The organism is Providencia sp. 6390, assembly GCF_058148425.1.
The window spans coordinates 263,172-276,070 of record NZ_JBYVYL010000004.1; the positions used below are offsets into that span (position 1 = coordinate 263,172).

Below are 12,899 nucleotides of genomic sequence, written 5' to 3' on the forward strand. Positions count from 1 at the left end.
ATTCTAGAATGAAAACCGCCATAACATAAATGGGTTAATTATGGCGGTGATTGAGAGCAATACTCGGCTCGGAGTTTTAGTGCCTTTTCGTTTTTCTCAAGGTACTTGTGTCGTATAAAATAATTACTGTTACTCTCGACAGAGTCAAAAGATAATGTACAGTTTATTTTGTTGCCAGCTTCATCATAATCACGCCAGCCACAATGAGTGAGGCAGCGATAATTCTCATAATACTCATACTTTCTTGGAAAAAAACGATACCTAGGATAAAGGCTCCAACAGCACCGATCCCGACCCATATAGTATAGGATGTTCCTAATGGCAGCGTTTTCATTGAAATTGAAAGCAGTCCAAAACTAATAATCATAAATAAGATTGTCAGCAAACTAGGACCCAACTTAGTAAAGCCATTTGATTCTTTCATAAAAAAAGCCCAAACAACTTCGAAGACGCCCGCAAGGAATAGATATAACCATGCCATACTTTAATATCCTAAAGGGCCGTCCCTTAATTAGAGCGATACCAAATAGGGTCGTCCCCATTAGGCAGGTATTCAAATGAATATCATGAATACGAAATGCAGCGTTAAACAGACTTTAACGTATTTCAACGCTGAGATACATGATTCTAACATCCATTTTGGGTAAAAAAAAGCGAATTTAGAATATCGCTAACACATTGTAATTTTGCTCTTAATAGAGAACAGAATTGTTAATGATTACCTAACGGTGCTGCTTTTTTTCCATACTCTATAGATAGATGGGCCATACAACAGCAACCCCAAAACACCGTAACCTAGCGCTAGAGGTAAATTATACCCACTAAAATGCAGGATAATAAACAAAACGACAAGGATTGCTATTCTATAACTGATAAGGCTAAAAAGATCAAAAATAAAGCCGAGTATTGTTGCAATTAATCGCCAAACTGCTTCGCCAATAATATCCATATATTTATCCAAATAACGCTAACATTAATGTCCTAGCTCAGTGTTAATTATATATGCCTAAGTAAAAATATTAAATCTATTATACTCGTCATACTTCAAGTTGCAGGGCTTTTCCTTGAGGTATAAGTGACTACGCTACGCTCAACGAGTCACAGTGTTTATCTATGCTCATCGTCTATCTTCACTTGTCGCCTACCTGCACCTCGAATTATTTAGAGTATAGTTAACTATTGGTGGTTATTAGATGTCTGAGCGTTTAATTCTAAAATCGACTTCATTTGGATTAGTTGAATTACGACATTAGGAAAGTGGAGAAGGTAAGCATCGACCTAACTATCGCTAATAATATAGTCTGTGTTATTATTATTGGTGAGTTGTTTTCGACGCACACCGCCTTTCGGTTGTTGTGCAGATCTCGCATAGTGAAGTGAGAAATCGGAGATAACGTATTGTTTTATAAACTTTGGAATCATCAAGCAAGTGATCTTGCGTGTGGGTCACCACTGCTGATAAGGATTTATTAATGCCTGTTATTACTCTTCCTGATGGAAGTCAGCGTCAATTTGACCATGCCGTTTCGGTAATGGATGTGGCTCGTGATATTGGAGCCGGTCTTGCAAAAGCCTGTATTGCTGGTCGTGTAAATGGCGAACTAGTCGATGCCTGTGAACTGATTGAAAACGACGCTAAATTAGCCATTATCACCAGCAAAGATGACGATGGTCTAGAAATCATTCGCCACTCTTGTGCTCACTTGTTAGGTCATGCCATTAAACAACTGTGGCCAAACACCAAAATGGCAATCGGTCCGGTGATTGATAATGGTTTTTACTATGATATCGACTTGGATTATGCGCTGACGCAGGAAGATTTGGAAAAGCTCGAAAAGCGTATGCTTGAGCTAGCCAAAACAGATTATGATGTGATTAAAAAACGTGTTTCTTGGGCTGAGGCTCGTGAAACATTTGTTGCGCGTGGTGAAGATTATAAAGTTGAGATCCTTGACCAAAATATCAGTCAAGATGATCGCCCTGGCTTGTATCACCACCAAGAATATATTGATATGTGTCGCGGTCCACATGTGCCTAATATGCGTTTTTGCCACCACTTTAAATTACAAAAAGTAGCAGGTGCATACTGGCGCGGTAACAGCGATAATAAAATGTTGCAACGTATTTATGGTACTGCATGGGCTGATAAGAAGCAGCTGAGTGCGTATTTATTGCGCCTTGAAGAGGCAGCAAAACGTGACCACCGTAAAATCGGTAAGCAACTCGATTTGTATCATATGCAGGAAGAAGCGCCGGGTATGGCATTCTGGCATAATGATGGCTGGACCATTTTCCGTGAATTAGAAACTTTCGTGCGCACAAAATTGAAAGCTTATCACTATCAAGAAGTGAAAGGCCCATTCATGATGGATCGCGTATTATGGGAAAGAACCGGTCACTGGGACAACTATAAAGATGCAATGTTCACAACTTCGTCAGAGAACCGTGAATACTGTGTCAAACCAATGAACTGCCCTGGCCATGTTCAGATCTTTAACCAAGGTTTGAAATCTTACCGTGATTTGCCATTACGTATGGCAGAGTTCGGTAGCTGCCACCGTAACGAGCCATCAGGTGCACTGCATGGTTTGATGCGTGTGCGTGGCTTTACTCAAGATGATGCGCATATCTTCTGTACTGAAGATCAAATTTTGAGTGAAGTAACTAGCTGTATTAAAATGATTTATGACGTTTATGCAACATTTGGTTTTGAAAAAATCGTTGTTAAATTGTCAACGCGTCCTGAAAAACGTATCGGTACTGATGATATGTGGGATACTGCAGAAGCAGACCTTGCTCAGGCGTTGAAAGATCAAGGTATTGAATTTGAATACCAACCAGGTGAAGGGGCGTTTTATGGTCCTAAGATTGAGTTTACGCTGTATGACTGCCTTGATCGTGCATGGCAGTGCGGTACAGTACAGTTAGACTTCTTCTTACCAGGCCGTTTGAATGCATCTTATGTAGGTGAAAATAACGAGCGTATCGTGCCTGTCATGATCCACCGTGCAGTATTAGGCTCTCTGGAGCGCTTTATCGGTATTTTGACCGAAGAGTACGCAGGTTTCTTCCCTACATGGTTGGCACCACAACAAGTTGTTGTGATGAACATTACAGACGCTCAAGCGGATTATGTTCAAGAATTAGTAAGCAAGCTACAAAGTGTTGGCATTCGTGCGAAAGCGGACTTACGTAATGAGAAAATCGGCTTTAAGATCCGTGAACACACCCTGCGTCGTGTTCCTTACATGCTAGTTTGTGGCGATAAAGAAGTTGAATCAGGTAAAGTGTCAGTTCGTACTCGTCGTGGTAAGGATTTAGGCAGCCTAGATGTCAATGAATTTACAAGCAAACTGCTAGAAGAAATTCGCAGTCGTCAGCTCAATCAGATGGAGGAATAAGGTATTAAAGGCGGAAAAAAACTCCCAACAGCACGTGCTAATCGTATTAACGAAGAAATTCGTGCAACTGAAATCCGTGTCACCGGTTTAGAAGGTGAGCAACTTGGTGTAATGAGTGTCCGTGAAGGACTTGCGAAAGCAGAAGAGGCTGGTGTTGACTTAGTTGAAATTAGCCCAAATGCAGAGCCACCAGTTTGCCGGATCATGGATTACGGTAAGTATCTTTATGAGAAGAGCAAGTCTCAGAAAGAACAAAAGAAAAAGCAAAAAGTTGTTCAAGTGAAGGAAATTAAATTCCGTCCAGGAACAGATGAAGGCGATTACCAAGTAAAATTGCGTAGTCTAATTCGCTTTTTGGAAGATGGTGACAAAGCCAAAGTAACACTGCGTTTCCGTGGTCGTGAAATGGCTCACCAACAGATTGGTATGGAAGTGCTTAATCGCATTAAAGCTGATCTGGATGAACTGGCGGTAGTGGAGTCATTCCCTTCAAAAATTGAAGGCCGTCAGATGATCATGGTATTGGCACCGAAGAAAAAATAATTAAGCCATAATGATAGCACCCATGTCTGAGCTAAGAGTGGGTGCTACTCTCATCGTGTATTCAAGATTTCGAATGGCGTTAAATAAAGCGGTATAGCTATAGATGGGCATTATCATGTTTAGGTCTGGTTGTACCTTTTTATTCAGCGACATCACCTGTATTTGTTCCTTGTTAAGCAAGAAAAGTCAGTGATTAATGCGAAAAAATTGATTATCTACTTGAGTAATCGGGCAATAAGCATTAAAATCCGCGGTCGAATCGCTTTGTCAGTCCATCATAGTGAACTTGATATAGGCAAATGAATATTGCGTTTCAGTATCAATACATTGAATGTATAGACTTTAATGATTACTGAAGTGTGTGCTTTAGAGAAAATAGCAAATCTCTTTATCCAGTTGGAGGAATGAAGTATTAAAGGCGGAAAAAGAATCCCAACAGCACGTCCTAATCGTATCAACGATGAAATCCGTGTGAATGAAGTGCGTTTAACCGGTTTAGACGGTGAACAGCTTGGCATTATGAGCGTGCGTGATGCACTGGAAAAAGCAGAAGAAGCAGGGGTAGACCTTGTTGAAATCAGCCCTAATGCCGAACCGCCAGTTTGTCGTATCATGGATTACGGCAAATTCCTTTATGAGAAGAGCAAGTCTCAAAAAGAACAGAAGAAGAAGCAAAAAGTTGTTCAGGTGAAGGAAATCAAATTCCGCCCTGGTACAGATGAAGGTGATTATCAGGTCAAACTACGCAACCTGATTCGCTTTCTTGAAGATGGTGACAAGGCCAAAGTTACACTGCGTTTTCGTGGTCGTGAAATGGCTCACCAACAAATCGGTATGGAAGTACTTAACCGTATCAAAGCCGATTTAGATGAGCTGGCGGTAGTGGAGTCATTCCCTTCAAAAATTGAAGGCCGTCAGATGATCATGGTGCTGGCACCGAAGAAGAAATAATTAGGCCATCAAGCAGTAACAGTGGCAGTAATGTCACTGATATTCGCCTAATTAATTCGTAGTTTATCACAATGCGAAGTTGGAAATTAAAGAAATGCCAAAGATCAAAACTGTACGTGGCGCAGCAAAGCGCTTTAAAAAAACTGCAGGCGGTGGCTTTAAGCGCAAGCATGCAAACCTTCGTCACATTCTGACTAAAAAGTCTACTAAGCGTAAACGCCATTTACGTCCGAAAGGAATGGTATCTAAGGGCGATCTGGGTCTGGTAGTTGCTTGCCTGCCTTACGCATAAGTAAACATTGGTTAATAAGATTAAAGACGATAGGAGATAGCTATGGCTCGCGCAAAACGTGGTGTAATCGCCCGTGCACGTCACAAAAAAATTCTGAAGCAGGCGAAAGGTTACTATGGTGCACGTTCTCGTGTTTACCGCGTAGCATTTCAAGCGGTAATCAAAGCTGGTCAATACGCTTACCGTGACCGCCGTCAACGTAAACGTCAGTTCCGTCAACTGTGGATCGCACGTATCAACGCTGCGGCTCGTCAGAACGGTCTGTCTTACAGCCGTTTCATCAATGGCTTGAAAAAAGCTTCAATTGAAATCGACCGTAAGATCCTAGCAGACATCGCAGTATTCGACAAAGCAGCATTCACTGCTTTAGTTGAAAAAGCGAAAGGCGCTTTAGCTTAATGTTTGCTTGAAAAGAGGAAGGTAACTTCCTCTTTTCATTTATAGTTATTTATGTTACTACTTAAAAATACAAATTATTTAGTGAACTAATTACATGCCAATCGTGACTTTTCGTTTCTTTTTTTACTTTAGCACCTGAATATCGGGGGCTTACGCGTGTAGAAAAGAAACGAAAAATTACACCAAAGCCTCCTTTAAGGAGGCTTTTTTGTTTTTGATTTAAGAAAAATACAGTAAAATCAGATAAGTGCTTATCCATTGTTAATGAATGGCAAGTGAGAACTTAATTAATCGGTGAATAACTAGCAAAACGACCTGAAGGTCATAGAGGGGAAACAATGCCACATCTCGCTGAATTGGTTGCACAGGCAAAAGCAGCCATTGAACAGGCCCAAGATGTTGCTACGTTAGAGTCAGTTCGTGTCGAATATTTAGGCAAAAGTGGCCATTTCACACTACAGATGAAAACGTTGCGTGATCTGCCAGCTGACGAACGTCCAGCTGCTGGGGCTGTGATAAATGAAGCCAAAGTACAGGTACAAGACGCACTGAACATACGTAAAGACGCGATGCAGGCAGACATTCTGAATGCGCGTTTGGCATCAGAGAAAATTGATGTTTCATTACCTGGGCGTCGTATGGAAAACGGTGGCTTACATCCGGTGACCCGTACTATTCAGCGAATCGAAGAGTTTTTTGGTGAGTTAGGCTTTAGTGTTGAAACTGGGCCTGAAATCGAAGATGACTACCATAACTTTGATGCATTGAATATTCCTGCTCATCACCCAGCACGCGCAGATCATGATACTTTCTGGTTCGATGCGAAGCGTTTATTACGTACGCAAACTTCAGGTGTGCAGATCCGTACCATGAATGGGCAGCAGCCACCTATCCGTATTATTGCCCCAGGGCGCGTTTATCGTAATGATTACGATCAGACTCATACGCCAATGTTCCATCAAACAGAAGGGTTGATTGTTGATAAAGACATCAGCTTTACCAACCTTAAAGGCACATTGCATGATTTCTTAAATAACTTCTTTGAAGAAGAAGTTCAAGTTCGTTTCCGCCCATCGTATTTCCCATTCACCGAGCCGTCTGCTGAAGTGGATGTTATGGGTAAAAATGGTAAATGGTTGGAAGTTTTGGGTTGCGGTATGGTACACCCGAACGTACTGCGTAATGTTGGTATTGACCCAGAAGTTTATTCAGGTTTCGCATTCGGAATGGGAATGGAACGTCTAACCATGCTGCGCTACGGTGTTTCAGATTTGCGCGCATTCTTCGAAAACGATCTTCGTTTCCTCAAACAGTTTAAATAAGGCGGGACTTTCTCATGAAATTCAGTGAACTCTGGTTACGCGAATGGGTAAACCCAGCCGTTAGCAGTGAAGCATTATCTGAGCAAATCACAATGGCCGGTTTGGAAGTTGATGGTGTTGAACCGGTGGCAGGGCAGTTTAATGGTGTTGTGGTGGGTGAAGTGGTTGAATGTGGCCAACACCCAAATGCTGACAAATTGCGTGTAACTAAAGTGAATGTCGGTGGCGAACGCTTACTCGATATCGTTTGTGGTGCACCAAACTGCCGCCTGGGCTTGAAAGTTGCTGTTGCGACCGTTGGTGCGGTTCTTCCAGGTGATTTTAAAATTAAAGCGGCAAAACTGCGTGGCGAACCATCAGAAGGCATGCTGTGCTCTTTCTCTGAGTTAGGTATTTCTGATGACCATAGCGGTATTATTGAATTACCATTAGATGCCCCGATTGGGACAGATTTACGCGACTATTTAAAATTTGATGATAGCGTGATTGAAATTAGTATTACGCCTAACCGTGCAGACTGCCTAAGTATTTTAGGTGTTGCACGTGATGTTGCGGTTATCAATAAACATGAGTTACAAGAACCAAAAATTGAGGCGATCAAAGCAACTATAGCGGATTCATTCCCTATTCGTGTTGAGGCACCTGAAGCATGCCCTCGTTTCCTTGGCCGTGTAATCAAAAATATTGACGTGTCAGCGCCAACGCCATTATGGATGAAAGAAAAGCTGCGTCGCGGTGGTGTACGTTCGATTGATGCTGTCGTTGATATTACAAACTACGTATTACTTGAGTTAGGTCAGCCACAACATGCTTATGACCTTGATCGTCTAAGTGGGGCGATTATTGTTCGTATGGCAAAACAGGATGAAAAACTGGTTCTGTTAGATGGTAGCGAAGCAACATTAAAATCTGATACGTTAGTTATTGCTGATGAACAAAAAGCACTTGGCATCGCCGGTATTTTTGGTGGTGAGTATTCAGGTGTTAGCAGCGAAACGAAAAACATTCTTTTAGAGTGTGCGTTTTTTAACCCATTATCCATCACCGGCCGTGCTCGCCATCATGGTTTGCATACTGATGCATCACACCGTTTTGAACGTGGCGTTGATCCTGAACTACAATTCAAGGCAATGGAACGTGCTACACAATTGATCCTTGATATTTGTGGTGGTGAAGTTGGTGAGGTGATTGATGTTACCAGCGCAGCACATTTGCCTAAAGCAGCGCATATTACACTGACACGTCAGAAATTAGACCGTTTGATTGGTCATGTGATTGCTGATGATATCGTGACTGATATTTTGACTCGCCTAGGTTGCCAAGTGAAGGTTTCTGAAGGTCGTTGGGATGTGGTAGCACCGAGCTGGCGCTTCGATATGCAAATCGAAGAGGATTTGGTTGAAGAAGTTGCGCGTGTTTATGGTTATAACAGCATTCCAGATGTTCCTCTGCGAGCTGATTTAATTATGACTAAGCACCAAGAGGCTGATTTGCCACTAAAACGTGTTAAAGCGATGTTGGTTGACCGTGGATACCAAGAAGCGATTACATACAGCTTTGTTGATCCGAAGGTACAAGCACTGTTACATCCAGAACAAGAAGCATTGGTGTTACCAAATCCAATTTCGGCTGATATGTCAGCAATGCGCTTATCGCTGTTAACCGGTCTCTTAACAACAGTGGTCTATAATCAGAACCGTCAGCAAAATAGAATTCGTTTATTTGAGACAGGTCTGCGCTTTATCCCTGATAACCAAGCAGAATATCAAATTCGTCAGGAAACCATGTTGGCAGGCGTGATTGCAGGCAATCGCTTTGAAGAACATTGGTCATTAGATAAGCAGGTTGTCGATTTCTTTGATTTAAAAGGTGATCTCGAAGCTGTTTTGGAATTGACTGGCAAACTGAATCAAATTACATTTAAAGCTGAAGCACATCCAGCGTTACATCCTGGGCAAAGTGCTGGGATTTATCTGGAAAATGAACATATTGGTATCATTGGTGTTGTTCATCCTGAACTTGAACGTAAACTCGATTTGAATGGTCGAACCGTCGTCTTTGAGGTTCGCTGTGATGCGATAGCACAACGTGCAATCCCTGATGCGAAGGCGGTTTCACGCTATCCATCGAACCGCCGTGACATCGCAGTTGTTGTGCCAGAAAGTGTAGCTGCAGCAGATGTTCTGGCAGAGTGTAAAAAAGTTGGCATAAATCATATAGTTGGCATAAACTTGTTTGATGTGTATTGTGGTGAAGGGATAGCAGATGGTTATAAGAGTCTCGCTATCAGTCTCGTCTTCCAAGATACTGCTCGTACCATGGAAGAAGAAGAGATAACCGCGACCGTTGATCTGTGTGTTGCTGCGTTAAAACAGCGATTCCAAGCCTCCTTGAGGGACTAAACCTATGGCGCTTACTAAAGCTGAAATGTCAGAAAATTTGTTTGAAAAACTGGGTGTTAGCAAACGTGATGCTAAAGACCTTGTCGAAACTTTCTTTGAAGAGGTTCGCCTTTCCTTAGAAAACGGTGAGCAAGTAAAATTATCTGGATTCGGTAACTTTGATTTACGTGATAAAAATCAACGTCCCGGTCGTAACCCAAAAACTGGGGAAGATATTCCAATTACTGCCCGCCGTGTTGTAACCTTCCGCCCTGGCCAAAAATTAAAAAGCCGAGTGGAAAAAGCAACACCAAAAGAGTAATGGCACGTTTTTTGTGCTGATAAAAGACCGCTTATGCGGTCTTTTGTTTTTCAATCGAATATTAGCTATGGGTGCTGTGATATTTTTGATATGCGAGTTCTATTAGAAATTCGGTATATTTAGTTTGTAATTGGTTTTTTATTATTTCTTCTGGTGCCTCCACCACATAAGAGTTTCCTCTTAAGGGAGCTAGATTAGCTCCTTTCCCAAATAAAGTAGGAGATATACAAGTTGCAAGATTGGAAGGATTCATTTTATTGGTTGTAGATTGCTCCAGTACGGCAAAAAATGAAGGCATTAATAAGCGATGTGTTAGTGGAAGCTCTTCTAAAGATGGTATAAATACACTCTGAGTTTGTTTGATACTATCAGCGTCAAAATTACTTTGAGACGTTTTTTCGAATACAGCTAATAGCTCTTTAGCACTGTTGAATCGCTGATAATAAGCCTCATATTTAGCGGATTCACTCGGTAGTAATTGAATCGTTTTATTTGCTAAATGTTTTAGAAGACCAGTTAAATCAGTACCTGATATATAATTTTCTCTTATAAGATCACTATCTAAGGTGATTCCATGCTCTAGCACTTTTTCTAATAATACAAGTTTATCCTTAACAGCAGATTTACGATAGGGTCCTTCATCTTTAAGCAATTCTAAATTTTGTTCTAAAACAACAGTAATTTTCCCTATATTTTTGAGATAGCATTCAACAAGTTTACGGTTTTCCGGACTTAATTCGGCGGGATTTAATCCTTTTAGATAGCTTTCGACTTGCTGATCAATTTCACTAAATGTATTTTTGTTGTGAAAATACTTAATACTATCCTTGCTTGCCGGTATTATGGCCTTGCTTGCCGGTAATACGAATGTATGTTCATTGAATTTCGGCATGTTGGAGTTCTGTACATAGGTTGTTGGTATTTTGAATGTCAGTTTTTTGTCTGTTGGCCTTTTGATTATCGGTATTTGGTTTATGGTTGTGTCTCTCTCGCTTCTTTCAGGCAGTATATCTGTAGCAAAGCAAGATTTTCCTTCTTTTTTATACTCAGTATTAAAACTAAATTTTTTAGCTAAGCAATGGAAAGTGCAAGCGTTAAATATATGCTTGAGATGTGATATAAATGAGTATTGCTTTCCTTGCCCATATGAAGCTTTGTCACTTGATAGGTTTGGCTGCGATTGAGCTCTATATAGTGATGTATTTATTGTCATAGTCTATGTCCTTAAGTATGTTAGTGTATATATTCGTCACATTTCAAGTTGCAGTTCTTTTTGTTAAGGCATTGTGACTACATTTAGCTAGCTGAGTCACAGTGTTTACCTATGCACCCTGTCTATCTTCGCTTGTCGCCTACCTGTGCTCGAATTATTTAGAATATAGTGAGTTATCGCTGACATTATAAAAACTGTTTAGGTTGTCTGGCTTGTAAAAAAGGCTATCATTATTTCTTGGGAAGCATTTCAGCTACACTACAGATTAAATAAATGAAAGTTAAACAACAGATATTGCAAGAACAACAGTATCGTTCGGATTTGAAGCTATTGATGGTATTGGGTACTTGCTTAGTGGCCATTGCAGTTCTTTCGCTAATGATAGGCGAAATATGGCTGTGGCCTAGTGAGTGGGGTAATGAAACTGCTCAGTTATTTATTTGGCAAATTCGCTTTCCTCGATTACTCGCCGTGATCACTATTGGTGCCGTGTTAGCCGTCACTGGCGCAATCATGCAGGCCTTATTTGAAAACCCACTCGCAGAGCCGGGCCTGCTTGGTATTAGCAATGGCTCAGGGGTTGCAGTTGTCTTCATTGTTTTATTATCGAATGGAGTAACGCAATATTGGTTGATCAGCTCAGGTGCGATTATAGGAGCACTATTCTTAACCGCTATTTTGCTTTTTTTTGCTCGTCGAAAGCATTTTAACAATACCAGTTTGCTGTTGGTGGGGGTTGCTCTTGGGGTGATCTGCGGGGCGATCATGACATGGATGGTGTATATGAGCAGTAGTTTAGATTTACGCCAATTGCTTTATTGGATGATGGGTAGTTTTAGTGGTATCGATTGGCGTCAATTTGGGCTGGTTTTAACCTGTCTTCCATTCTTATTATGGGCTATTTTTCAAGGACAGATACTTAATTACCTGTCATTAGGGTCATTACAAGCCTATCAATTGGGTGTATCTCACCACCGCTGGCGATTAGCGTTGATTATTGTGACAGGTATCTTAGTTGGTTTAAGTGTCGCTGTTGCGGGAGCTATTAGTTTTATTGGCTTAGTGGTTCCACATATTTTACGATTAGCGGGGTTAACGGATAACCGGACTTTACTTCCTGGATGCGCATTAGCAGGTGCAGGGGGATTGCTATTGGCTGATATCGTTTCAAGAACATTGATAGCCAACGCAGAGATTCCGATTGGTGTGATCACCGCAACGTTGGGTGCGCCTATTTTTATTTGGCTTTTAATCCGTAATAATCAATGGCGGTAAGCAAGATGACAACATTATCTCCAGTCATTGAATTAATACAGTTCAGTATTAGTGACCGTTTAAATAATATCAATGAAAGCGTATTTGCTGGTGAGCAAATTTACTTATTGGGCGCGAATGGTTCTGGTAAAAGTACATTGCTCAGTGGGATAAGTGGTTTTCTATTTGCTACTGGGCGGTTAAAAGTGAATGGGCAAGATATTATTCGCTATTCCACCCAAGAATTAAGTCAACAGCGAGCGTATTTTCCACAATTAGTCCTTAATCAGCCTATTTTAAAAGTTTTTCAGTATTTGGCGCTGTTTCATTTAGCTGCCGATACTCAGTCATCATTATTTGATGGTTTATGTCATGATTTTCAACTTGAGCCTCTGTTATTAAGGCCTATCAATCAGTTATCGGGTGGTGAGTGGCAGCGAGTACGCATTATTGCAACGTTCTTGCAAGTTTGGCATGGTCAAGATCTGCGTGGAAAATTTATTCTATTTGATGAGCCAACGAACAATTTAGATATTATTCAGCAATCGATGTTAGATAAATGGGTGAAATATTTTTGTGATTGCCAAGGAACGGTTATAATGAGTGGTCATAACCTGAGTCACGCTTATAAATATGCAGATAAAGTTTGGATGTTAAAAAAAGGTGAAATTATCTTTTCAGGCAAACCTGAGCAAGTTATGAACGAGTGTAATCTTTCTGAAATATTTGCAGGTAAAATTCGCTTAAGTCCAAATGATGAAAATAGGTTTTGGCAGGTAATTAATTTTGACGAGTAACTAAAAAATTGTTTTAATCGTCTG

General features: G+C 40.9%; 14 protein-coding genes and 1 other annotated feature. Of the genes, 11 read left to right on the forward strand and 3 right to left on the reverse strand.

Features of this window, described 5'->3' with window-relative positions; translation table 11 throughout:
• Positions 1-163 precede the first annotated feature (163 nt).
• A complete protein-coding gene (locus AC3Z9T_RS10885) occupies positions 164-481 on the reverse strand; it encodes a DMT family transporter (RefSeq protein ID WP_490126152.1) in 318 nt (105 codons plus the stop codon).
• A gap of 237 nt (positions 482-718) precedes the next feature.
• On the reverse strand, positions 719-949 hold the full coding sequence (locus AC3Z9T_RS10890) for a hypothetical protein (protein ID WP_490126153.1): 231 nt from the start codon (positions 947-949) through the stop codon (positions 719-721).
• Positions 950-1,472: 523 nt separating this feature from the next.
• On the opposite strand from AC3Z9T_RS10890, the gene thrS reads away from it, so the two are divergent.
• The 9 genes from thrS (at position 1,473) to ihfA (ending at position 9,611) form a co-directional block, all read left to right on the forward strand.
• Complete coding sequence (gene thrS, locus AC3Z9T_RS10895; protein ID WP_490126154.1) at positions 1,473-3,401, forward strand: threonine--tRNA ligase; 1,929 nt, start codon at positions 1,473-1,475, stop codon at positions 3,399-3,401.
• 3 nt (positions 3,402-3,404) lie between these two features.
• A complete protein-coding gene (gene infC, locus AC3Z9T_RS10900; protein WP_490126276.1) occupies positions 3,405-3,944 on the forward strand; it encodes a translation initiation factor IF-3 in 540 nt (179 codons plus the stop codon).
• A gap of 411 nt (positions 3,945-4,355) precedes the next feature.
• Entirely contained in the window at positions 4,356-4,895 is a 540-nt protein-coding gene (infC, locus tag AC3Z9T_RS10905) for a translation initiation factor IF-3 (protein WP_490126277.1), read from the forward strand.
• Between the two features lie 94 nt (positions 4,896-4,989).
• Complete coding sequence (gene rpmI / locus AC3Z9T_RS10910; RefSeq protein WP_004263702.1) at positions 4,990-5,187, forward strand: 50S ribosomal protein L35; 198 nt, start codon at positions 4,990-4,992, stop codon at positions 5,185-5,187.
• Positions 5,188-5,229: 42 nt separating this feature from the next.
• Positions 5,230-5,586, forward strand: coding sequence for a 50S ribosomal protein L20 (gene rplT, locus AC3Z9T_RS10915; protein WP_004263714.1), 357 nt, complete (start codon positions 5,230-5,232; stop codon positions 5,584-5,586).
• 88 nt (positions 5,587-5,674) lie between these two features.
• Positions 5,675-5,799, forward strand: a sequence feature (Phe leader region).
• Positions 5,681-5,725, forward strand: a complete 45-nt coding sequence (gene pheM / locus AC3Z9T_RS10920) for a pheST operon leader peptide PheM (protein WP_490126278.1) — start codon at positions 5,681-5,683, stop codon at positions 5,723-5,725. (Overlaps the previous feature by 45 nt.)
• A 125-nt stretch (positions 5,800-5,924) precedes the next feature.
• On the forward strand, positions 5,925-6,908 hold the full coding sequence (pheS, locus tag AC3Z9T_RS10925) for a phenylalanine--tRNA ligase subunit alpha (protein WP_490126155.1): 984 nt from the start codon (positions 5,925-5,927) through the stop codon (positions 6,906-6,908).
• A gap of 14 nt (positions 6,909-6,922) precedes the next feature.
• The gene (gene pheT, locus AC3Z9T_RS10930; RefSeq protein WP_490126156.1) at positions 6,923-9,310 is read left to right on the forward strand and encodes a phenylalanine--tRNA ligase subunit beta; all 2,388 of its coding nucleotides are present in this window, start codon (positions 6,923-6,925) and stop codon (positions 9,308-9,310) included.
• Between the two features lie 4 nt (positions 9,311-9,314).
• Complete coding sequence (ihfA, locus tag AC3Z9T_RS10935; protein WP_004263721.1) at positions 9,315-9,611, forward strand: integration host factor subunit alpha; 297 nt, start codon at positions 9,315-9,317, stop codon at positions 9,609-9,611.
• Positions 9,612-9,672: 61 nt separating this feature from the next.
• Here ihfA and AC3Z9T_RS10940 read toward each other — a convergent pair whose 3' ends face one another.
• On the reverse strand, positions 9,673-10,824 hold the full coding sequence (locus tag AC3Z9T_RS10940) for a Rho GTPase-activating protein (RefSeq protein WP_490126157.1): 1,152 nt from the start codon (positions 10,822-10,824) through the stop codon (positions 9,673-9,675).
• Between the two features lie 273 nt (positions 10,825-11,097).
• On the opposite strand from AC3Z9T_RS10940, the gene btuC reads away from it, so the two are divergent.
• Positions 11,098-12,099 (forward strand): vitamin B12 ABC transporter permease BtuC, encoded by a 1,002-nt coding sequence (gene btuC, locus AC3Z9T_RS10945; RefSeq protein ID WP_490126158.1) that lies wholly within the window; start codon positions 11,098-11,100, stop codon positions 12,097-12,099.
• A gap of 5 nt (positions 12,100-12,104) precedes the next feature.
• On the forward strand, positions 12,105-12,875 hold the full coding sequence (locus tag AC3Z9T_RS10950) for a vitamin B12 ABC transporter ATP-binding protein BtuD (RefSeq protein ID WP_490126159.1): 771 nt from the start codon (positions 12,105-12,107) through the stop codon (positions 12,873-12,875).
• The last annotated feature ends 24 nt before the right edge of the window (positions 12,876-12,899 follow it).

What these genes read in the sequence shown, in the direction of transcription:
- AC3Z9T_RS10890 (WP_490126153.1), bottom strand. Translation starts at nt 949, where the DNA reads ATGGATATTATTGGCGAAGCAGTTTGGCGATTAATTGCAACAATACTC.
- pheT (WP_490126156.1), top strand. Translation starts at nt 6,923, where the DNA reads ATGAAATTCAGTGAACTCTGGTTACGCGAATGGGTAAACCCAGCCGTT.
- AC3Z9T_RS10950 (WP_490126159.1), top strand. Translation starts at nt 12,105, where the DNA reads ATGACAACATTATCTCCAGTCATTGAATTAATACAGTTCAGTATTAGT.
- AC3Z9T_RS10940 (WP_490126157.1), bottom strand. Translation starts at nt 10,824, where the DNA reads ATGACAATAAATACATCACTATATAGAGCTCAATCGCAGCCAAACCTA.
- pheS (WP_490126155.1), top strand. Translation starts at nt 5,925, where the DNA reads ATGCCACATCTCGCTGAATTGGTTGCACAGGCAAAAGCAGCCATTGAA.
- thrS (WP_490126154.1), top strand. Translation starts at nt 1,473, where the DNA reads ATGCCTGTTATTACTCTTCCTGATGGAAGTCAGCGTCAATTTGACCAT.
- ihfA (WP_004263721.1), top strand. Translation starts at nt 9,315, where the DNA reads ATGGCGCTTACTAAAGCTGAAATGTCAGAAAATTTGTTTGAAAAACTG.
- rpmI (WP_004263702.1), top strand. Translation starts at nt 4,990, where the DNA reads ATGCCAAAGATCAAAACTGTACGTGGCGCAGCAAAGCGCTTTAAAAAA.
- AC3Z9T_RS10885 (WP_490126152.1), bottom strand. Translation starts at nt 481, where the DNA reads ATGGCATGGTTATATCTATTCCTTGCGGGCGTCTTCGAAGTTGTTTGG.
- btuC (WP_490126158.1), top strand. Translation starts at nt 11,098, where the DNA reads ATGAAAGTTAAACAACAGATATTGCAAGAACAACAGTATCGTTCGGAT.
- rplT (WP_004263714.1), top strand. Translation starts at nt 5,230, where the DNA reads ATGGCTCGCGCAAAACGTGGTGTAATCGCCCGTGCACGTCACAAAAAA.